Origin of the sequence: Brucella tritici (assembly GCF_902825325.1) — a bacterium.
Taxonomy (GTDB): Bacteria; Pseudomonadota; Alphaproteobacteria; order Rhizobiales; family Rhizobiaceae; genus Brucella.
In genome coordinates this window covers 125,670-145,079 of sequence record NZ_CADEAR010000010.1, presented here as the reverse complement: position 1 = coordinate 145,079, position 19,410 = coordinate 125,670, and the positions used below count along the sequence as shown (strand labels likewise).

Genomic DNA, 19,410 nt, shown 5'->3' with positions numbered 1-19,410 from the left:
GGGCTATAGACACTGACTAAAACTATCATAGAGCATCCCAGCCCGAGATGTTAAGGGTTTTAAGATGAATAATGCATTAGGAAAAGAATAAACGCAGCCCATGATTTTTCATGCTGTGCGCGCCAGAATGACTGTTCAGGAGTTGAATTGCCGTCCCCTCACCTTGTTTTCGTGACATCGATTGTTCCACACGGAGTACCGACCACCGGCTATGAAGTGGCAAACGCCGCTGTGGTCGATGGCTTGCGTCGTTCAGGCGCAAAGGTGACCGTCCTCGGCTTCACATGGCCAGGTGTGAAGGCCGATGCCGCGGATACTGTCGTTCTGGGTGAAGTCGAGGTGCGAACGGAAGGCGCTGGCATCAGGCGCAAGATTGGCTGGGTGCTGAAATCCTTTCTGACCGGGCTGACGGTTTCCTCGGCGAAGCTGCGGGTAATACCGGCTGAAACATTGCGCGCAGCCATCGCAAAGATCGGCCCTTTCGATGCCTATGTGCTGAACGGTGTCACCCTGCCCGGCGCGTTTGAAGACATCTTCAAGGGCAAGCCCTCGCTTTTCGTGGCGCATAATGTGGAACATCGCTCAGCAGACGAAAATGCCGCCGACGCCGGAAGCTTCATCCAGAAATTCCTGTTTGGCCGCGAAGCCCGTATTCTCAAAGGACTGGAAAGTCGTCTTATCGGGAACGCCCGTTTCGTCTTTACTTTTGCCGAGGATGACGGCCCGGCGCTCGGCCTCGGCCCTGATCGGTTTGCGACAATGCCGCTCGTTACACCCGGCGGCGCACAGGCCGCGCAGCAGCGCCCTGTCAAATACGACCTCGCCCTGATCGGCACATGGACATGGCACCCGAACCGCATCGGTCTCGAATGGTTCCTGCGCGAGGTAAAACCGCATCTTCCCGACGATATTTCCATCGCGATTGCCGGCAACACGCCTGCCGATCTGATCGCGACATGGTCTGGCGTTGGGTCCGGCATCAATTTCGTCGGCAAGGTGCCCGACGCGACCGAATTTGTGGAAAGCGGTGCGCTCGTACCGCTCATCAGTCGTGCGGGAACCGGCGTGCAGCTCAAGACCATCGAGACATTCGAACTGGGCATGCCAAGTGTCGCCACGTCTCATTCCGTGCGCGGTATCGGCAATATTCCGGACAATTGCACCATTGCCGACGCCCCTCAAGGGTTCGCTGCGGCAATCGTCGAGCGCATTGAAAAGATAAGATCGGGGGATCGCCAGAGACTGGACGGCAAAGCCTTCACCCGGTCACAAATCGAAGGCATGGACCGCGCAGTTGCCAGAGGTCTGCAAGCACTTCGTGGCGAAGAGAAAAATACGGACCAGGAATGATGCATACCGAAGATGTCACTTACCGCAATATTCTTGGCGTGAAGGTCGCCTGTTTCGACTGGGACAGCGCTTTCACCTTCTTCGAGAACCGCATCAATGAAGGCCGGTTCATGAAACAAGGCTGGCTCAACGCCAATAATTCCAACATTGCGGATAATGACTCGGCCTATCGCGCTGCGCTGGAGGATTTCCTGATCCTGCCAGACGGCGTGGGGGTCGATATTGCCAGCAAGGTCGCCTATGGCAGCAGGTTCCCGGCCAATCTTAACGGAACGGACTTCATTCCGGGCCTGCTGGAACACATGAAACGTCCGCTGAAAATCGCCCTCCTGGGCGGCGGTCCGGGCGTTGCGGCCGAAGCCGCGCAGCTTTTCAAACAGCAGATTCCACGACATGACTATCGCGTCATTTCAGACGGTTTCTTCAAGCCTGCCGATCTCGACGGCATTCTCGGTCAGCTCAAGGATTTTCACCCCGACATCTTGCTCGTCGCCATGGGTGTGCCGCGTCAGGAACTCTTCATCGACAAGCATATCACGGCGGAACATTGCACCGTAGCCAGCGCTGTCGGGGCGCTGTTCGACCTGCATACGGGTCGCGTACAGCGTGCACCGCAATGGGTGCGCAAGGTCCAGATGGAATGGGTGCACCGGCTATTGCAGGAACCGCGACGGCTCGCAAAGCGCTATCTCATCGGCAATCCCGTATTCCTGTGGCGCGTCGCCAAAGGCTGGATGAAGGGAGAACCCCGGTGAAAACCGCAATCGTCACAGCCAGTTGGGATCAGGATTTCGAGCGCTGCAAGCTGCTTTGTGAAACCATAGACAAATATGTAAGCGGTTTCACGAAGCACTATATCCTTGTCGACAGCAAGGATGTGGCCCTGTTTCGCAAGCTCGAAAGCGCGCACCGTGTCATCATCGATGAACGTGATCTGCTGCCCTCCTGGCTGCATGCCTTCTGGGACCCGACCTATCTGTGGCGCAGACGAGTGTGGCTCTCGCTCCGGACCAAGCCGCTGCGCGGCTGGCATGTGCAACAGTTACGCCGCATCGCACTTGCCGGTGCCGTCGAGGAAGACGGATTTCTCTATACGGATTCCGACACGGCCTTTCTGCGTCCCTTCGATTGCGGCACGCTTTGGCATGGCGAAAAGCTTCGGCTTTTCGTGCGTCCCAATGCGCTTGCCAATCCAGAATGGCCGGAACATCCGGTCTGGGCTGCAAATGCGGCAAAGCTGCTTGGTATCAAGAATGGGAAAAGCGGGCTGAACGACTATATCGGTCAGCTCGTCTCGTGGCGGCGCGACAGCGTGATCTCGATGTGCGAGAGGATCGAAGCCCATACCGGACAGCATTGGGTAGCAGCCCTTGGCAACATGCGCCGTTTTTCCGAGTGCTTCATCTATGGTCGCTACGTCGATGACGTGCTGCATGGGTCCGGCCACTACAGCGACACCCATGATCTGTGCCGGATGCAATGGTTCGCACCGCCACCGAGCGAAGAGGAATTCCGAACTTTCATCGCCGAAATGGAGCCGCATCAGGTCGCCATCGGCATGCAGTCTTTCCTTGGTCTTTCGGTCGACGACATTCGGCGCATTATCGGAGCTTAGATACCCCGATCATTGAGACCGCCCTATCTGTTTTTCAGCATTTCCAAACGCCAAAACCGGTCCGACTTTTGCCGGCAATGCTTAAACCCGCTTTGCCGGCAAACGAATGCTTGTATAGGTGAAAACCAGCGACAGAAGATATAGCCCGGCAAACACGATATTGAGGCCGAGAATCCAGTCGTGATTATCGGCATAATTCACGAGCAGAAGCCAGACGAAGAATGCCTTGGCGGCAGTCATCAGCACCATGCTCAGCGTCCTGAGACCGGACTGGCCGCGCGCATAAAGAATTTCCGTCTGATACTCGATGAGATTGCGGAACCCCGGCACGAGCAGCACCAGCGGCAGCAGCCCGACAATCGGCGCAACGCTTGAACCGAGTGCGTTCGGGAAGATTTGCAGGAACACAACCATCGCGCCGAGGCCAGCCACCGAAACGGCAAAGACTGCAAGTTCCAGCCCGGCGCGGATGCGCAACGAGGACAACATGTCCGGCGTGCGCATGAGCTTTTGCACCAGCATCATGTTGAAGGAGCGCACCGGCAGAGCCGTCAGGTCGACAAGCCGCATGATGATCGCATAAAGACCTGCCGTCGCTGGCCCACCGACGGTCAGCACCAGCAGCTTGTCGAGCTCGGCCTGAATATAGAACAGCAGTTCGGCCCCCATGACCGCAATCGCATCAGAAAGCCGCCGCATATAAAGCGCCGGTTTGAAACGAAGACGGATAGACGGAAAGAATTTCAGCGCCGTCAACAGCGCAACGCCATTGGCCGCCGCATACCACCACGCCCAATGGGCGATGTCATGAACGCTCGCCAGCCACATGAACAGGACCGCCGCCACGGCGCGCGTGGCCGTCCCGAAAATCACCAGTCCTGCCGATATGCCGAACCGGCGCAGGCCGTTGTTGACGATGATGATGATTTCTGTCGAACGCCAGAGCAAAGCCTCGGCAAACACCACAACCGCAAAAGGCAGAAACGAAATATCCCGGCTGAAAAAGACAAAATAGACCAACCAGGACGCCAGCGCGAACAGCGGCAGGGAAACCAGAATGGCGACGAGAAAACCAGCTGTATAGATACCGAGCAAGTGCGGTTTCACCGTCGATATGCGGTAAAGCGGCGAACTGAAGCCCAGCGAAACGATACGCGACAGAACCACGCCCGTGCCCGAGGCGGTCGCAAATATACCGAAATCACCGGTCGGCAATGTGTTTGCAAGCGCGATAAAATAAACGAGTGATACGACCAGCCTGCCAGCGGAACCCGAAAACAGGGACAGGTAATCACGCACCATTCCGGCATTATTGCCTGACAGTTTCCGGAGCGCTTTCGCTATCAACAGGGAGCCTCATCTATCATGGTCTGGTGCGCTTGCCAGTCCGTTGGAACGGGAGCGCAATATAGGGGTTTAGCTAAAAAGACTTAAACTCTTCTTTGCAAGCTCAAAGAGTAAACAAGCAAAAGCTAAAGTTGCAGATCCAAGGAATTGGCAGTTCGCTTCGACACTATTTTAACGTTTTGTTTTCTATAAAAAATTACATTCGGCCTTCAGGTGCGAGCTGACCGGAATCCGGTTTGGCGTGCTTGAGCCTTGGCTTGTGAATTTCAAAGCAGCGGTTGAGACCGGAAACGGTTGAGACGGCTTTTAGATACGGACGATTTCGGCGATGAGCGATCATGAGGAGCGCAGAAAGGCGGGAGTTGAGAAACCTCTTCTCGCATTCTCCAACGCTCGCGCAATCGGTCGTCGGGACAACGAAGCCGTGCCGCCATGGACGCCGCCTGCGACACCGGATGAACGCGCTGCATTCTTTCGCCAGAACGATCATGCCGCCCACGCCGCTGACGTCGCAAAAGAAATGCCCGCGCCGGAACCCGTCCTTGAAGAAGGACTGGATGATACGGACGTCGCTGAGCTTCAAGAGCGCATCGCGCTGATCGAAGCGGAACTGGAACGCAAGGTTCAGGAGCGCGAGCGCCGCAAAGTCACAATCGAAACTTCTGCTCCGCCATCAGAGCCGACCGACGAACCGGTCCAGCATGAGCAACCGCGTCCGGTCGTTGACAGACCGGTACCAGATGCCGAATGGAAGCCGTTGATCGATCCGCGCATCGCTATAGACGTACTGCGGGGATCACGCAGGCTCCTGCTGGTCAGCACGATATTAGGCGGGGTGATCGCCGCGTTCTATGCATTGTCCCTGCCGCAAATGTATGTCGCTTCGACCGATATTCTGGTCGATCCGCGCAATATCAAGACGGTGGGAGACGAACTGACGCCTGGTCAGCTCCCGACCGATGCGTCACTTGCCGTTGCGGAAAGTCAGGCGCGCATCATCGATTCCAGCAGCGTGCTGCTGAAGGTCATCGACAAGACAGACCTGACAAAAGACCCCGAATTCAACGGTACTCTAGTCCCGACCGGCATTGCCGGGCTGTTTGCGCAGATCAGGGATATGCTGTCGCCCAAAAAGGTGAGCGACAGCCAGACGCTGCAAACCCGCGTTCTCTATAATCTGCACAAGAGCATCGCCATCGGTCGCGACGCCAAGACCTTCATCTATTCGATCTCGGTGAAAACGCGAGACCCGCAGAAATCGGCATCGCTTGCGAACACGATCAGTTCCGTTTTCCAGAGCGAGCTTGCATCACTGCAATCCGATGCCGCACGGCGCACCTCGGACGAATTGTCGAACCGTCTTGCCGATATGCGCGCCAATGTCGAACAAGCGGAGCGCGCAGCGGCCGATTTCCGCGCCTCGCACGATCTGGTCAATGTCGACGGCAAGCTGATCAGCGACAACGATCTGACGCGGCTCAACGACCAGCTGACCAACCAGCGCGCCGAAACGATGCGGCTTCAGGCCCGCGTGCAGGTGCTGAACAGTGCCACTTCCGACAGCGTGGTATCCGGGGTGTTGCCGGAAGATCTGCGCTCCAACACATTGACGGCGCTGCGCGCGCAATATGCGCAGGCGCGCCAGACGGCAAGCGGCCTTTCCACGCAGCTTGGCCCCCGCCATCCAGCGCTCATTCAAGCACAATCGCAGGCAGGCACGGTTTTAAACGACATCGATGCCGAGTTGCGGCGCATCCGCTCCTCGCTGCAAGTTGAGGTCGGCCGGTCCGTACAACAGGAAAAAGACCTGACCGCCCGTCTGGCGCAGCTCAAATCGCAGCAGGCGAACAATAGCGGCGACCTGGTGAAATTGCGTGAACTTGAACGTGAAGCCACGGCGCGGCGTTCCGTCTACGAAGCCTTCCTCCTGCGCTCGCGCGAGACGAACGAACAGGAAGGTCTGAATACGGCCAATGTCAGGGTTTTGTCGGAAGCTCGCCCGCCGCTCGATCCGGCAGGCACATCGCGCAAGCTGATCGTCATTGCCGGGCTGATTGCAGGCTTCCTTGCAGGCCTTGCAATCACAGCCGTCCGCAACTTTGGACGGCTGCTGCGTCTATCTTAGAGCGCGTTTCGATCTGATTGGATCAGATCGGCGCTCTATCTCTTTGTTTTGACGCGCATCTTTTCCGAAAACCGTTTCACACTTTTCGGGATGCGCTCTAATTCACGCGGACTGCCGCAAAGAGGCCTCTACACGCGCCACCTTGCGTCCGCTGGCACGCAGAATGCCGTGTGCCCCGTCAAGATGGCCCGGTTTCAGCTCAAGCGCCAGAAAGCGACGCTTTTCATAAGGGCCGGGCATGGCAAGCTCGCCAGTCTTTTCAGCGGTGAAGCCGAAACGCTCATAATATTCCGGGTCGCCCACAAGCAGGATCGCGCCATGGCCGCGGTCTTTTGCTTCATCGATCGCACGATGCATCAACGCCGAACCGATACCGCAACCGGCAGCGGAAGGATCGACCGCCAGCGGGCCGAGCAACAAGGCAGACACCGGAAAGCCGAAAGCATCGAGACCGGCATGGACATTCCACAACCGCACAGTGCCTGCGAGCAATCCATCTTCGCCAAGCGCCGCAAAGGCCAGCCCTTCTGCCGGCAGACGACCGCGACGCAGTTTTTCCGATGATTTCCGGCGACGGCCTTCACCCATCGCGCGATCCAGCAGCGCTTCACGTGCGAGCACGTGCTCCAGCGTTTCGCCCGCTATTGTGAAAGCCGGAGCGACGACGGTTGCTGTATTTTCCCGAATTTCCAGAGTTGCATTCATGACATCTATCCCCGCAAAGCGGCAGCAGCACACCCCGTCCAGTGTTAGAGCGCAAGGCGCTCTAACTTTCTGCTTGTCGCATTGTCCAACGCAAAACCGCTACGCACTTTTGCTGGAAATGCTCTTGCAGCACCAGACGGATTGAGAGGATCAATTAGGTACTTTTAGAGGTATGATCTAATCCGAAAACCGGTTCCCACTTTTCAGGATCATACCAAGACCTAATGATCAGATGACGTAGGATCGGAGCGGTTCGAAGCCGTTGAACGCCACCGCCGAATAGGTGGTGGTATACGCGCCCGTGCCTTCGATGAGGATTTCATCACCGATGGTCAGCGAGACCGGCAGCGGGTACGGCGTCTTTTCATAAAGCACGTCCGCACTGTCGCAGGTCGGGCCAGCCAGCACGCATGGTTCGGTTTCGCTGCCATCATGCGGGGTCACGATCTGATAGCGGATCGCCTCGTCCATGGTTTCGGCGAGACCGCCGAACTTGCCGATGTCGAGATAGACCCAGCGCACATTGTCGTTGTCCGCCTTGCGCGAGACCAGAACCACTTCAGTCTTGATCACGCCTGCATTGCCAACCATGCCGCGGCCCGGTTCGATAATGGTTTCCGGGATACGGTTACCGAAATGCTTGGACAGCGCATCGAAGATCGCCATGCCGTAAGCTTGAGCCGTTGGTACGTCCTTGAGATAACGGGTCGGGAACCCGCCACCCATATTGACCATGCGCAGAACAATGCCTTCGTCAGCAAGGGTGCGGAATACCGATGCCGCATCGCCGAGCGCGCGATCCCATGCGGTGAGGTCCGTCTGCTGCGAGCCGACGTGGAACGATACACCGTAGGAATCGAGACCGAGCGACTTTGCGCGGCGCAGAACGTCGATGGCCATAGCAGGCACGCAACCGAACTTGCGCGACAACGGCCATTCAGCACCCTCACCGTCCGTCAGCACACGGCAGAACACGCGGCTGCCGGGAGCAGCGCGGGCAACCTTCTCGACTTCTTCAACGCAGTCGACTGCATAAAGGCGAATACCCAGCTCGAAAGCGCGCGCAATATCGCGCTCCTTCTTGATGGTGTTGCCATAGGAGATACGGTTTGGCGTCGCGCCGGCTTCCAGAGCCATTTCAATTTCAGCAACCGAAGCGGTATCGAAGCACGAGCCGAGCGAAGCGAGCAGGCGCAGGATTTCCGGCGCAGGATTTGCCTTCACCGCATAGAAGATGCGCGAATAGGGCAAAGCCTTCTCGAAGCTTAGATAGTTGTCGCGCACGACGTCGGTATCGACGACGAGGCAAGGACCGTCCGGACGGCGGGTGTTGAGGAAGTCAATGATACGCTGCGTTGCCATGGTCGTTCTCCCGCACGGCTTATCTGTTGCCGCATCTAAGGGACAAAGTGTGCATGAACGCATCCGCCGTGAGGCCAGCCTTTGGAGGTGCTGATGTCACGCGAAAACTCATGCGGCGATGGAACAACGCTAGGTCCGCGTTACTCCGCTTTGTCTGCCTTGGATTGGAATTGGAGAACCGCATCCGCACTTCTGGCAATGAAGGTGTGCCTCTTCAGTAATTTCGGCTTTTGGACAGCCGAAAGACACTAGAAAGGCCCGCACCGTCGTTGCTTCAAGATGTCCTCGATCTGGCGGTTGGCCAACAGATCGACTGGAGCGGTTAGGTCCAGGTACCGTACCGAATTCCTCACCATTCGAGGATCGGCGGACACCCACAGGCACGTGCGACTTTGGGCAAGCGCGATATAAGCGCAAAGTCGTGTCCATTCAATGACAAAAATTTCTTCGGACGAATTTATTTTTAGTCGGATCGCATTGAACGACATGCTTGCCATTGTTCAATATTAGTGAAACATTCTCGGCTCGAACCCACCTCGAAAGAGCGTAAACAACCCGTTAATTGCTGCATGTTGTGAACAATGGCCAGTTTCGATCCCTTCAACGCGATCATTGCAAAACCCGAAAACTCACCCGTTCACGCGCCAGACGGACTGCTTAAAGGTGAGCGGCTGGCCGTAAAAGACATTTATGACGTCGCCGGAATGGCAACCGGATGCGGCAATCCGCAGATCGAGGCCGAATCACCTCGAGCTGAAAGATCGGCTCCCGTGGTGGAAAAGCTTCTCGCTGCAGGCGCCGAATTTGTCGGCAAGGCGCAGACCGACGAACTTGCCTTTTCCCTGATGGGGCAGAATTCGCATTTCCCCTATCCGATCAATCCGGCAGCACCGGATCGCGTTACCGGTGGCTCATCGTCCGGTTCGGCTGCGGCGGTGGCTGGCATGCTTGCCGATATTGCGCTCGGCTCCGACACAGGCGGCTCCATCCGCGCGCCTGCAAGCTTTTGCGGCCTGATTGGCCTGCGCACCACCCATGGCCGTATTCCGCTCGAAGGTATCATGCCGCTAGCGCCCTCGCTCGATACGATTGGATGGTTTGCACGCGATATTGACCTTTACGAACGGGTCGGCTCTATCCTGCTTGGCGACGACGCCCGAGAATTCAGGCTGTCGCAACTGCTCTATATGCCGGTTCTGGAACAGCTTCTCCTCGGTCAGGAAGAAACAGACGCCTATCGCGCCATGTTTGGAGAAGTGCGCCCGCAATTCATGACACTCAAGGCGGCGAGCCAGCCGACGCTCTCGATAGACGAACTCTACCTGGTCTTCCGCCACATTCAGGGCGCCGAAGCCTGGGCGACGCATGGTGACTGGATTTCTTCGGGTGATCGCAAGCTCGGCCCCGGCGTCGCGGACCGTTTTGCCTTCGGTGCGGAAATGGCCGCTGATCTCGTTGCCAGCCAGCGTGTGCGCCGGGCACAATTCACGCAGGAACTGGAACAGATTATCGGAAATGACGCCGTGCTGGCATTGCCGACCGTACCGGGTGCTGCTCCGCTGGCAAAAGAGCCTTTCGAGACCTTGCAGGCCTATCGCGAACAGGCTTTGCGCCTGCTTTGCCTTTCGGTGCTTTCCGGCTTGCCGCAGATCACATTACCTTTGGGACAGGTGCAGGGCGCACCTTTCGGCATTTCCTTCATCGGACCACGTGGCAGCGATCGGGCGCTGATCGCGCTGGTCAAAAACATCATCGGGAAGCGGGGCTAGACCATGGACACCCTCACACGTATGCGCGCCTTCATCGACGTGGTCGAGGCGGAAGGCTTTTCCGCCGCTGCGCGAAAAATCGGGCGCTCCAAGGCACTCCTTTCCAAATATGTGCGGGAACTGGAAGACGAGCTCGGCGCACGGCTTCTCAACCGCACAACCCGTCAGTTCTCGCTGACCGAAGCCGGGCACACCTATTATCACCGCGCAGTTGAAATCATTCGCGAGATCGACGCGTTGCAAGATGCCGTCAGCGAAACCAGTTCAGATGCGCGCGGGCGCATCAAACTGTCGGCCCCGCGCACTTTTGCCGATGCCGTGATTGGCCAGTCGCTGATCGACTTTTGCCTCGCCCATCCGGAAATCGTGCTCGACGTTCGGCTCGATGATCGGTTTGTCGATCTGGTGGAAGAAGGCTTCGATCTTGCGATCCGCATCACGCGCTTGCAGGACTCTTCTCTCATTGCCAAGCGCCTGTCACCGTTCCATTCTATCCTGTGCGGCGCGCCGGAACTCATTGCCCGCGTCGGCAAACCCGAACGTCCCGAGGATTTGGCTGACCGGCCCTGCATCATCGACACCAATGCACGCTCGCGCAACAACTGGCATTTCCGCAATACCGATGGTTCGATGATGACGGTTCCCGTCAACGGTCCGATTGAGGTGAACAGCCCGGTCGCCACCAAGAATGCGGCACTCGCCGGGCTCGGCTTCTGCATGCTGCCAGCATTCATTGCCGAAGAAGAAATCGAACGCGGCAGGCTCGTCGCCTGTCTGGACGAATTCATCGTGAAGGATGGCGGTATTTACGCCGTCTATCCGCATCGGCGCTATCTGCCGGCAAAAATCCGTGCATTGGTCGATTTTCTGACCCAATGGTTCAAGGAACGGGAATAGAGCGCATTCCGAAAAGGGTGAAACGGTTTTCGGGACTAAGATGCACGATAAAACAAGTAAAGCGTCCCACTTTCGCCGCCTTCGGGCATAAGCGTGATCTAATGGAATTTTCTATGGTGGTTTTGCCCTGGCTCAAGCGTCGTTTCATCCAGTCTGCCGCAATTGCATTGCTGGCCGGATGTTTGCCAACACTTGCGCTCGCTCACCCACATGTCTTCGCTGAGGCGCGGCTGGAGCTTTCCATTGCACCCGACGGCACCGTGCAGCAGCTTGCGCATGTCTGGCGTTTCGACGATGTTTTCTCTTCGACCGTTCTGATGGAATTTGACAAGAATGGCGATCTGCAACTCGACAAAAACGAGCTGATTGACCTCGGCCATGTCATCAATAGTTCGATTGCCGAATTCAAATATTTCCAGACCGTTCTGGACGACGGCAAGGACGTGAAAATGGCAAGGCCGACCGATCTTGCCGCAGATTTCGTCGATAATCGTCTGCTCATCATTTTCACGAGCAAGCCTGAAAAGCCGTTGAAACTCGCCGCTGGCCACAAGGTCAGCTTCGGTGTCTATGACCCCACCTTCTATACCGCCATTGATTACATGAATGACGGCGATCTGGTTGTAAAAGGCCTGCCCGCAGGCTGCACCTCCAAGGTCGTGCGGCCTGATCCGGATGAGGCACTCGCCCAGAACCAGGCGACACTGACCGATGCTTTCTTCAACGACCCCATGGGCACGGACATGTCGAAAATATTCGCAACCCGTCTCGAAATTGATTGTGAGCCGAAAGGAAAGACAGGCTGATGAGAAAACCGGTTACCTTCATTCTAACCCTTTGCCTTATGATGATCGCTGCGCAAGCCTATGCGCAATCATCGCTCGGCATTGGCGCGAATGAGGTGGCGATGAAGCCAACCGGGCCTTTCGCGCATATCATTCTCTGGATGAACGAGCAGCAGCGCTCGTTTTACCTCGCCATGACCAACGCACTGAAAGCCATGCGCGAAGATCCATGGCAGGCTTCCGTTCTGGTCGGACTTTCCTTCGTCTACGGCATTTTTCATGCGGCAGGGCCCGGCCACGGCAAGGCCGTCATCTCCTCCTATATGATCGCCAATGAAACGGCGCTCCGGCGCGGCATCCTTCTGTCGTTCATTTCATCGCTTTTGCAGGCAATCATGGCGATTGCGGTCGTCGGCCTCGCATGGTTCATGCTGCGCGGCACCGGCATTTCCATGAACCAGACCGCCCGCTACATGGAAATTGCAAGCTTTGCGCTTGTTCTGTTTTTCGGCCTTTGGCTTCTGGCGCGCAAACTGCCGCTGCTTTTCAAGAAGCAGGACAATGCAAGCCCTAGCCCGGCCTCGTCGCTTTTTTCAGCAGCACCTGAACCGGCAATGGCTTCCGGTCCGGCATGGCAGGGCAGTATTTCGCAAACCACGCGGGCGGCAGCGGTCGGAAGCACGGTAAAGCTCAATTACAAACCTGCAGCCGCTGCGGCATCGGATCATATCTTCATCGGCGAAGGTGATGTGTGCGCCGCCTGCGGCAATGCCCATATTGCCGATCCATCGACACTAGGCGAAGATTTCAACTGGAAAACGGCTTGGTCGGCGATTTTGTCGGTGGGCCTGCGCCCCTGCTCGGGTGCGCTGATCGTGCTCACATTTGCGTTGTTGAATGGCCTGATGGTCGGCGGGCTTCTCTCGGTTTTCGCCATGGCGTTCGGCACATTCATCACCGTCGCTGTTCTCGCCACGCTGGCCGTCACTGCAAAGAACACGGCACTCAGATTTGCAGGCAGCAATGCCATGTCGGGTCGGCTGAAGGCGGCAATCGAAGTCGCCGCCGCCCTGTTCATCGCGCTGACTGGCGCTCTGCTACTCAGCGCTTCGCTTGTTGGTTAGAGCGCATCCCGAAAAGTGTGAAACGGTTTTCGGATATGATGCGCGTTAAAACAAACAGTTAGAGCGCCGATCTGATTCAATCAGATCGAAACGCGCTCTAGTCCTTGTTCTGACGGCGCGAGCGCAGCCAGAAAATGGCGAAGAAGCCCAGAACGAAAACAATCGGGAAGATGATCGCCGCGATTTGTGAGCGTTCGCCCAGCGCCAGCATGATGCTGGGCACGAAATAGGCAAGCACCCCGAAGCCGATCAGGATAATGGCAGCGGCAATTGCCGGGTTGCTCTTCTTACGCTCCGCCAAGATCACGAAACTCCTCAAGCTTCTTCTTCTGCTGACCGTCACTATCAAAGTTTTCCGGCGCAAGCCATGCCTGATAGGCTTTCTTCAACGCAGGCCATTCGCTGTCGAGAATGGAAAACCACGCCGTATCGCGGTTCTTGCCCTTCGCCACCATATGCTGGCGAAAAATTCCCTCGAACGAAAAGCCGAAACGCTCGGCAGCCCGCTTGGAAGGTTCGTTTTCGTTGTGGCACTTCCATTCGTAGCGGCGATAACCAAGCTCATCGAAAATATACTGCATGAACAGGAACTGCGCTTCCGTGGCTGCGGGCTTGCGCGAAATCAGCGGCCCCCAATAGATGCTGCCTATCTCGATAACGCCATGGGTCGGGTCGATGCGCATCAAGGTCTGGCGTCCGGCAACTTTGCCGCTTGCCTTGTCGATGACAGCGAAGAACAGCGGGTCTTCGCTCTTCGCCACCTTGTCCAGCCAGGGCTCGAATTCGTCTCGGGTGGCAGGCGGAAATTCGAACAACCATTTAAAGCGCTGATCCGCATCATTGACCGACGAAGCGGTGAAAAGTTCGTCCCCATGCTTCTTCGGGTCCAGCGGTTCCAGCCGCACATAACGGCCTTCAAGCACTTTGCGTTCCGGCTTGGGGCGCGGCGTCCAGTTCTGCAAATCAGTCATGCATATTCTCCCATTCGCCAGAGACAGGAGCATAAAAGAGGCGGGGCGAAAACCGGATTATTGTCCCTGTGTCATTTTTCCCGAATAGCCGCCCGATCAACCGAAACCGCCTTTACCAGCGCAACTACATGGTCCCCCGATCGCAGCATCAATTCGTCAACCGAGCGCCGCGTCAGCCGCGCACCGAGACGACGTCCCTGAAAGTCCAGCGAAACATAGGCATTCGGGCCGTCATCCGTCGTAATGGCAGTGACGGTCACCGGCAGCACATTGCGGATGCTGATCTTCTCCGGCGCCTTGCGTGCTATGGAGACGTCACGTGCTCGCACGCGCAACCGCACATGCATGTTCTGTTTCAGCCCTGCATCGCTGAGCTGGAATGACGCGCCACCGAGATCGATTTGCGCCAGCTTGTAGCGCTCGTCATAGGACGAAACCACCCCCTCCAGCAGCACGCCGCCGCCCTCGCCCTCTGCGTCGATCAGCGGAAAAACATCCGCCGCCGCACCGCTTGCCGTTACCCGGCCAGCAGACAGAAGCACGATTTCATCGGCAAGCCGTGCGACTTCATCGATTTCATGGCTCACATAGACAATCGGCACATGGCTTTCATCGCGAAGACGCTCGATAAAGGGAAGGATTTCCTGCCTGCGCGCATGATCGAGCGAGGAAAGCGGCTCGTCCAGCAAAAGCAGCGCCGGATCGGACAGCAGTGCCCGGCCAATGGCGACACGCTGGCGCTCGCCTCCGGAAAGCGTCGATGGCCGCCTGTCGAGAAGATGGTCGATGCCAAGCAGCGCCACAACCTCGTCGAAGCTGCGTGTTGTCTGCCTGTGGCCTGCCCAGCGTGCATAAGTCAGGTTCCGCTTCACGCTCATATGCGGGAAAAGCCGTGCTTCCTGAAACACATAGCCGATGCGGCGCTTTTCCGGTGGCAGATTGACGCCTTTGGCAGCATCGAACAGCGTGAAATCACCGACCGCAATGCGCCCGCTCTCTGGACGGAGTGTTCCGGCGATCATTTTCAGAAGCGTCGTCTTGCCCGCACCGGAATGACCGAACAAGGCGGTCACACCCCAGTCGGCGGCGAAATCAGCTTCAACAGGAAACCTGCCATTGCGGCCTGTAATCGAGACAGAAAGCCCGCTCATTTCGTTGCTCCTGCAAGCCTGCGCTGCAGCCATTCGGAAAGGACTACGGCCGCAATCGAGATCGCTGCGGATATGGCAATCAGACGGAATGCCTCGGCGTCGCCGGATGGGGTCTGCATCAAGGCATAGATGGCAAGCGAAAGGGTCTGCGTTTCGCCCGGAATGTTGGATACGAATGTGATCGTGGCGCCAAATTCACCCAGCGCCTTGGCAAAACCAAGCACTGCGCCTGCCAGCACCCCCGGCAGCAGAGGCGGTAGAATGACCGTGAAAAAGGCTGTGAACCGGCTGGCACCAAGTGTGCGCGCCGCTTCTTCAAGCCCGCGATCAAGCCCTTCTATCGAAAGCCGGATCGGGCGAACGAGCAGCGGAAATGCCATGACACCGGCGGCAAGGGCGGCACCCGTCCAGCGAAACGCAAAGGAAACGCCGAGCCATTCCTGCAAAGGTGCACCAAAGGCACCCCGCGCGCCAAACAGGACCAAAAGCAGATAGCCCGTCACCACAGGCGGCAGGACCAGCGGCATGGTGACGATAGCCTGCGCCAGAGACTTGCCCGGAAAATTGAACCGGGCAAGAATCCAGGCGACGATAAAGGCAACTGGCAGCGCGACAATGATGGCTATTCCGGCAACCCGGAGCGACAGAGACACAATCTGCCAGACGTTGCCCTCTATCATTTATTCGGCAGCCTCCGCAGCGCCTACAAAGCCCTTATCCTTGATGATCGCTTGGCCGGCATCGCTGGTCAAGAAAGCAAGGAAAGCCTTGGCGGCATCGGTTTCATTCTTCGCAACGAGCGCCGCCGGATAAAGGATCGGTGCGTGGCTGGTCGCCGGGAAGCGATAGGCTTCGACCAGTTCCGGTGCTGCGGCACGGTCCGATGCGTAGACGATGGCGGCCTTCACTTCCGCCCGGCTAACATATTGCAGCGCAACACGTACGTTCTCGGCGAAGACTGCATTCTTCTCGACATCCTTCCAGATATCGAGCTTTTCAAGCGCTGCCTTGCCGTATTTGCCCGCCGGGACATTCGACGGGTCACCCATGGCAAAGCGACCGGCGCTCAAAAGCTCCTTGGCCTCACCCTTCGGCGTATCCTTCTGCGTTGCAATAACCAGCGCATTGCCAGCGATGACCTTGCGCGAAGCCTTGTCGATGGCATCGGCCTTTTCGACATAATCCATCCAGTCGAGATCGGCGGAAATGAAAATCTGGGCTGGTGCACCCTGCTCGATCTGCTTGGCAAGGACCGACGAAGATGCAAACGACGCGACCACTTCAGTGCCGTCCTTGGCCTTCATCTGCTTGGCGGCCTCCTCGATAACGTCCTTCATGCTGGCAGCGGCGAAAACAGTCACCTTTTCGGCAGCGTGAGCGACTGAGGCTGCACCCGCAGCAAAGGTGATGAGAAATGCGGCGATCAGTTTTTTCATAAATGTCCTCCATATTGCCCGTAGCAACGGACAAAACCATCATCCGCCGGAAAGCCGGCGTTGTTTCTGTGCGAGCATGGGAGATTTCCTATGCCCCGACTTGCGATGATGGGTGTGATGGAGGCAAACGCGACCCGGATGCCGTCAAACCCTTGATGCACGGGCGTCCATGCAAAAGCCGCCCAAAATTCCGTAACAAATTCAGATTGTTCCGGAACCAGAGCCACCATAATGCGGTGAAATCTGTTTGACCAGCCCTATGAAGGGCGTGCGGCATCAGCTACCGATGTGTTTGTGTGCCCCGCGCAGTTCGGCAAGCTTCACCTGCTTCTGGCGTTCCGCATAGCGGGCGCGATCTTCCGGTGTGCGCTCGTCATAGCAACCGGCGCAGGAAACACCTTCCTCGAAAAACTGCGAAAGCTTGTCTTCAAGCGAAATCGGACGGCGGCAGGCGCGGCAAAGTTCAACGTCGCTTTCGGCAAGGCCATGGCCCACAGCTACGCGTTCGTCGAACACGAAGCACTCGCCGTTCCACATGCTCTCCTCACGCGGGACTTCTTCAAGATATTTCAGGATACCGCCCTTGAGATGAAACACATCATCGAAGCCCAGTCCCTTGACGAAGGCCGTCGCCTTTTCACAGCGAATACCGCCCGTGCAGAACATGGCAATTTTCTTGCCTTGCAGCTTGTCGCGGTTCTGCTCGACCCACTCGGGAAACTCGCGGAATGTCTTGGTCTGCGGATCAAGCGCCCCTTCGAATGTGCCGATCGCATATTCATAATCATTGCGCGTATCGACAACGACCGTGTTTTCGTCGGCAATCAGAGCATTCCAGTCCTGCGGCGCGATATAGGTGCCAACACTTTTTAGTGGATCAATGCCATCGACACCCATTGTGACGATCTCCCGCTTCAGCCGCACCTTCATGCGATGGAACGGCATTTCGGTCGCATGGGAATATTTGAGCTCTGGCTGAGCCAGACCGGGAACAGCTGTGATGTACTGGACGAGTTTATCAATCGCCTCGGCAGTGCCTGCAACGGTCCCGTTGATGCCTTCCGCCGCCAGAAGCAACGTTCCCTTGATGCCATTCGAGCAGCAAAGCTGCGCCAACTGCTCGCGCAGGCTTTCATATTGCGGGAGCGGCGCAAAGCAATAAAGGGCGGCAACGGTGAAAGGCAAATTGCTCATCGGTTCTGTCTTCTTTGAAAATTTAACCCGCAACTAATCCCCACAAACGGCGAATTCAAGTCAACTTTATCCTCATGCGACCAAGTCGCCTCAAAATCCGCCTCGAAGAGCAACTTTTCGAGGAGAGATACATGTTCGACAGCCAGACGATCATAGCCCTGATGGCGATGGCAAATGAGGTGGAGATCGATCCGGCGGCTTTGCTGGCAATTGCAGAAGTGGAAAGCGGCGGTCGGGCGCTGTTCGATATCAGCGGAGGCAAGGAACCGGCGATCCGGTTCGAAGGGCATTATTTTGATCGCAGGCTATCTGGTCGCCTGCGTGACTATGCAAGGAGCAACGGGCTGTCGGCGCCGGTTGCGGGCCAGATACGCAATCCGAAATCGCAAGCCGCGCGCTGGCTTCTGCTTGAACGTGCGATGGGCTTGAGCAAAAAGGCAGCGCTTGAATCTACATCCTGGGGGCTGGGGCAAGTCATGGGTGCACATTGGGAATGGCTTGGCTATCGCACTGTTGATGATCTTGTAGCAGAGGCACGAGGATCGGTTGCCGGGCAAGCGCGGCTGATGCTGCGCTTTATCGAAAAGGCAGAGCTTCTGGATGTGCTGAGGACCCGCAACTGGCGTGAATTCGCCCGGCGCTATAACGGGCCGGCTTTTGCCCGCAACGAATATGACAAGCGCATGGCCGAAGCCTATCAGCGCTGGCAAAAGCAACTCGACAGCTTTAAAAGAGCCGCATGAATACAGTCCCTTCGGTGGTGGACAAATTACCGAAGGGGACGTAGAGCGGTTCCAGTCAAGATAGAACCGCTCCACCCGCTAATGCATTATCCAACGCAAAACCGTTTCACACTTTTGCTGGAAATGCTTTAAATCGATTTATCCACTCAAACAGCCGAGCAAGCAGATGTCCCAGAAAACCGATCTTCTCGTCCCCATCATGACAGGCCAGCCGGTCATTCCGGTTCTGTTGATCGACAAGGTGGAACATGCTGTTCCGCTGGCGCGTGCGCTTGCCAAGGGCGGATTGCCCGCAATCGAAATCACCCTGCGCACGGCTGCGGCACTTGATGCCATCCGTGCGGTTGCGTCGGAAGTGCCGGAAGCAATCGTCGGCGCTGGCACGATCCTCAATGCCAAACAATATGAGGACGCAGCGAAGGCGGGTTCGCGCTTTATCGTCAGCCCCGGCGCGACGAAATACATCGTCGCCGCAGCCAATGACAGCGACGTGCCGCTTCTGCCTGCGGCCATCACGCCAAGCGAAATGCTGGCACTCCGCGAAGAAGGCTACACCCATCTGAAATTCTTCCCCGCTGAACAGGCAGGCGGCGCCGCGTTTCTGAAGGCACTGTCCTCACCACTGGCCGGAACCTTCTTCTGCCCGACAGGCGGTATCAGCCTTGCCAACGCCAAGAGCTATCTGTCACTGCCGAACGTTGTCTGCGTCGGCGGCTCGTGGGTTGCACCGAAAGAACTCGTTGAAGCTGGCGACTGGGATGCGATCACAGACCTTGCGAGCGAAGCAGCTGATCTGAAAAGCTGAACATGACTAAATGCCAATGCAAAAAGGGGCC

At 57.1% G+C, this 19,410-nt stretch carries 19 protein-coding genes; 10 read left to right on the top strand and 9 right to left on the bottom strand.

The features are described 5' to 3' along the window. Positions 1–147 precede the first annotated feature (147 nt). Genes HWX93_RS15725 through HWX93_RS15715 form a run of 3 tightly spaced genes read left to right on the top strand, consistent with a single transcriptional unit; the run spans position 148 to position 2,965 of the window. The gene (locus HWX93_RS15725) at positions 148–1,350 is read left to right on the top strand and encodes a glycosyltransferase (protein WP_176037908.1); all 1,203 of its coding nucleotides are present in this window, start codon (positions 148–150) and stop codon (positions 1,348–1,350) included. Continuing rightward, positions 1,347–2,105: a WecB/TagA/CpsF family glycosyltransferase gene (locus HWX93_RS15720; protein WP_176037907.1), complete on the top strand. Its 759-nt coding sequence runs from the start codon at positions 1,347–1,349 to the stop codon at positions 2,103–2,105. The genes HWX93_RS15725 and HWX93_RS15720 overlap by 4 nt, the downstream gene beginning before the upstream one ends. Continuing rightward, on the top strand, positions 2,102–2,965 hold the full coding sequence (locus HWX93_RS15715; protein WP_176037906.1) for a DUF6492 family protein: 864 nt from the start codon (positions 2,102–2,104) through the stop codon (positions 2,963–2,965). The genes HWX93_RS15720 and HWX93_RS15715 overlap by 4 nt, the downstream gene beginning before the upstream one ends. 81 nt (positions 2,966–3,046) lie before the next feature. Here HWX93_RS15715 and HWX93_RS15710 read toward each other — a convergent pair whose 3' ends face one another. Next, positions 3,047–4,312 (bottom strand): lipopolysaccharide biosynthesis protein, encoded by a 1,266-nt coding sequence (locus HWX93_RS15710; RefSeq protein WP_176037905.1) that lies wholly within the window; start codon positions 4,310–4,312, stop codon positions 3,047–3,049. Between the two features lie 328 nt (positions 4,313–4,640). Between HWX93_RS15710 and HWX93_RS15705 the strand changes: the two genes are divergently transcribed. Beyond that, a complete protein-coding gene (locus tag HWX93_RS15705; RefSeq protein WP_176037904.1) occupies positions 4,641–6,437 on the top strand; it encodes a GNVR domain-containing protein in 1,797 nt (598 codons plus the stop codon). 102 nt (positions 6,438–6,539) lie between these two features. Here HWX93_RS15705 and HWX93_RS15700 read toward each other — a convergent pair whose 3' ends face one another. Both HWX93_RS15700 and odc2 read right to left on the bottom strand, forming a co-directional pair. Next, entirely contained in the window at positions 6,540–7,142 is a 603-nt protein-coding gene (locus HWX93_RS15700) for a GNAT family N-acetyltransferase (RefSeq protein WP_176037903.1), read from the bottom strand. A 228-nt stretch (positions 7,143–7,370) separates the two neighbouring features. Continuing rightward, entirely contained in the window at positions 7,371–8,504 is a 1,134-nt protein-coding gene (gene odc2, locus HWX93_RS15695; RefSeq protein ID WP_109988855.1) for an ornithine/lysine decarboxylase, read from the bottom strand. Between the two features lie 581 nt (positions 8,505–9,085). Here odc2 and HWX93_RS15690 point away from each other — a divergent pair. The 4 genes from HWX93_RS15690 (at position 9,086) to HWX93_RS15675 (ending at position 13,079) form a co-directional block, all read left to right on the top strand. Then, entirely contained in the window at positions 9,086–10,273 is a 1,188-nt protein-coding gene (locus HWX93_RS15690) for an amidase (protein ID WP_176037902.1), read from the top strand. 3 nt (positions 10,274–10,276) lie between these two features. Next, positions 10,277–11,170 (top strand): LysR family transcriptional regulator, encoded by an 894-nt coding sequence (locus tag HWX93_RS15685; protein WP_061347625.1) that lies wholly within the window; start codon positions 10,277–10,279, stop codon positions 11,168–11,170. 101 nt (positions 11,171–11,271) lie between these two features. Continuing rightward, a complete protein-coding gene (locus tag HWX93_RS15680) occupies positions 11,272–11,976 on the top strand; it encodes a DUF1007 family protein (protein WP_176037901.1) in 705 nt (234 codons plus the stop codon). Then, entirely contained in the window at positions 11,976–13,079 is a 1,104-nt protein-coding gene (locus HWX93_RS15675; protein ID WP_176037900.1) for a nickel/cobalt transporter, read from the top strand. The genes HWX93_RS15680 and HWX93_RS15675 overlap by 1 nt, the downstream gene beginning before the upstream one ends. A gap of 97 nt (positions 13,080–13,176) precedes the next feature. Here the strand turns inward: HWX93_RS15675 and HWX93_RS15670 are convergent, their stop codons facing one another. The 6 genes from HWX93_RS15670 to HWX93_RS15645 form a co-directional block, all read right to left on the bottom strand. After that, on the bottom strand, positions 13,177–13,386 hold the full coding sequence (locus HWX93_RS15670) for a hypothetical protein (protein WP_010660689.1): 210 nt from the start codon (positions 13,384–13,386) through the stop codon (positions 13,177–13,179). Beyond that, complete coding sequence (locus HWX93_RS15665; RefSeq protein ID WP_176037899.1) at positions 13,367–14,050, bottom strand: GNAT family N-acetyltransferase; 684 nt, start codon at positions 14,048–14,050, stop codon at positions 13,367–13,369. Before HWX93_RS15665 ends, HWX93_RS15670 begins: the two co-directional genes overlap by 20 nt. 71 nt (positions 14,051–14,121) lie before the next feature. Then, positions 14,122–15,201 (bottom strand): molybdenum ABC transporter ATP-binding protein, encoded by a 1,080-nt coding sequence (gene modC / locus HWX93_RS15660; protein ID WP_176037898.1) that lies wholly within the window; start codon positions 15,199–15,201, stop codon positions 14,122–14,124. Then, the gene (modB, locus tag HWX93_RS15655) at positions 15,198–15,881 is read right to left on the bottom strand and encodes a molybdate ABC transporter permease subunit (protein WP_176037897.1); all 684 of its coding nucleotides are present in this window, start codon (positions 15,879–15,881) and stop codon (positions 15,198–15,200) included. The genes modC and modB overlap by 4 nt, the downstream gene beginning before the upstream one ends. Continuing rightward, positions 15,882–16,637 carry a molybdate ABC transporter substrate-binding protein gene (gene modA / locus HWX93_RS15650; protein WP_176037896.1) on the bottom strand — a complete coding sequence of 252 codons (756 nt, stop codon included), beginning with the start codon at positions 16,635–16,637 and terminating at the stop codon, positions 15,882–15,884. Positions 16,638–16,913: 276 nt separating this feature from the next. Beyond that, a complete protein-coding gene (locus HWX93_RS15645; protein ID WP_176037895.1) occupies positions 16,914–17,831 on the bottom strand; it encodes a rhodanese-related sulfurtransferase in 918 nt (305 codons plus the stop codon). 131 nt (positions 17,832–17,962) lie between these two features. Between HWX93_RS15645 and HWX93_RS15640 the strand changes: the two genes are divergently transcribed. Together HWX93_RS15640 and HWX93_RS15635 are read left to right on the top strand one after the other, a co-directional pair. Further along, entirely contained in the window at positions 17,963–18,574 is a 612-nt protein-coding gene (locus tag HWX93_RS15640) for an N-acetylmuramidase family protein (RefSeq protein WP_176037894.1), read from the top strand. 166 nt (positions 18,575–18,740) lie between these two features. Beyond that, complete coding sequence (locus tag HWX93_RS15635) at positions 18,741–19,379, top strand: 2-dehydro-3-deoxy-phosphogluconate aldolase (protein WP_176037893.1); 639 nt, start codon at positions 18,741–18,743, stop codon at positions 19,377–19,379. Positions 19,380–19,410 lie beyond the last annotated feature (31 nt).

Excerpts from the sequence above, each read along its gene's own strand:
- HWX93_RS15720 (WP_176037907.1), top strand. The coding sequence starts at position 1,347 with ATGATGCATACCGAAGATGTCACTTACCGCAATATTCTTGGCGTGAAG.
- HWX93_RS15705 (WP_176037904.1), top strand. The coding sequence starts at position 4,641 with ATGAGCGATCATGAGGAGCGCAGAAAGGCGGGAGTTGAGAAACCTCTT.
- HWX93_RS15700 (WP_176037903.1), bottom strand. The coding sequence starts at position 7,142 with ATGAATGCAACTCTGGAAATTCGGGAAAATACAGCAACCGTCGTCGCT.
- odc2 (WP_109988855.1), bottom strand. The coding sequence starts at position 8,504 with ATGGCAACGCAGCGTATCATTGACTTCCTCAACACCCGCCGTCCGGAC.
- HWX93_RS15690 (WP_176037902.1), top strand. The coding sequence starts at position 9,086 with ATGGCCAGTTTCGATCCCTTCAACGCGATCATTGCAAAACCCGAAAAC.
- HWX93_RS15685 (WP_061347625.1), top strand. The coding sequence starts at position 10,277 with ATGGACACCCTCACACGTATGCGCGCCTTCATCGACGTGGTCGAGGCG.
- HWX93_RS15680 (WP_176037901.1), top strand. The coding sequence starts at position 11,272 with ATGGAATTTTCTATGGTGGTTTTGCCCTGGCTCAAGCGTCGTTTCATC.
- HWX93_RS15675 (WP_176037900.1), top strand. The coding sequence starts at position 11,976 with ATGAGAAAACCGGTTACCTTCATTCTAACCCTTTGCCTTATGATGATC.
- HWX93_RS15665 (WP_176037899.1), bottom strand. The coding sequence starts at position 14,050 with ATGACTGATTTGCAGAACTGGACGCCGCGCCCCAAGCCGGAACGCAAA.
- modC (WP_176037898.1), bottom strand. The coding sequence starts at position 15,201 with ATGAGCGGGCTTTCTGTCTCGATTACAGGCCGCAATGGCAGGTTTCCT.
- modB (WP_176037897.1), bottom strand. The coding sequence starts at position 15,881 with ATGATAGAGGGCAACGTCTGGCAGATTGTGTCTCTGTCGCTCCGGGTT.
- modA (WP_176037896.1), bottom strand. The coding sequence starts at position 16,637 with ATGAAAAAACTGATCGCCGCATTTCTCATCACCTTTGCTGCGGGTGCA.
- HWX93_RS15645 (WP_176037895.1), bottom strand. The coding sequence starts at position 17,831 with ATGAGCAATTTGCCTTTCACCGTTGCCGCCCTTTATTGCTTTGCGCCG.
- HWX93_RS15640 (WP_176037894.1), top strand. The coding sequence starts at position 17,963 with ATGTTCGACAGCCAGACGATCATAGCCCTGATGGCGATGGCAAATGAG.
- HWX93_RS15635 (WP_176037893.1), top strand. The coding sequence starts at position 18,741 with ATGTCCCAGAAAACCGATCTTCTCGTCCCCATCATGACAGGCCAGCCG.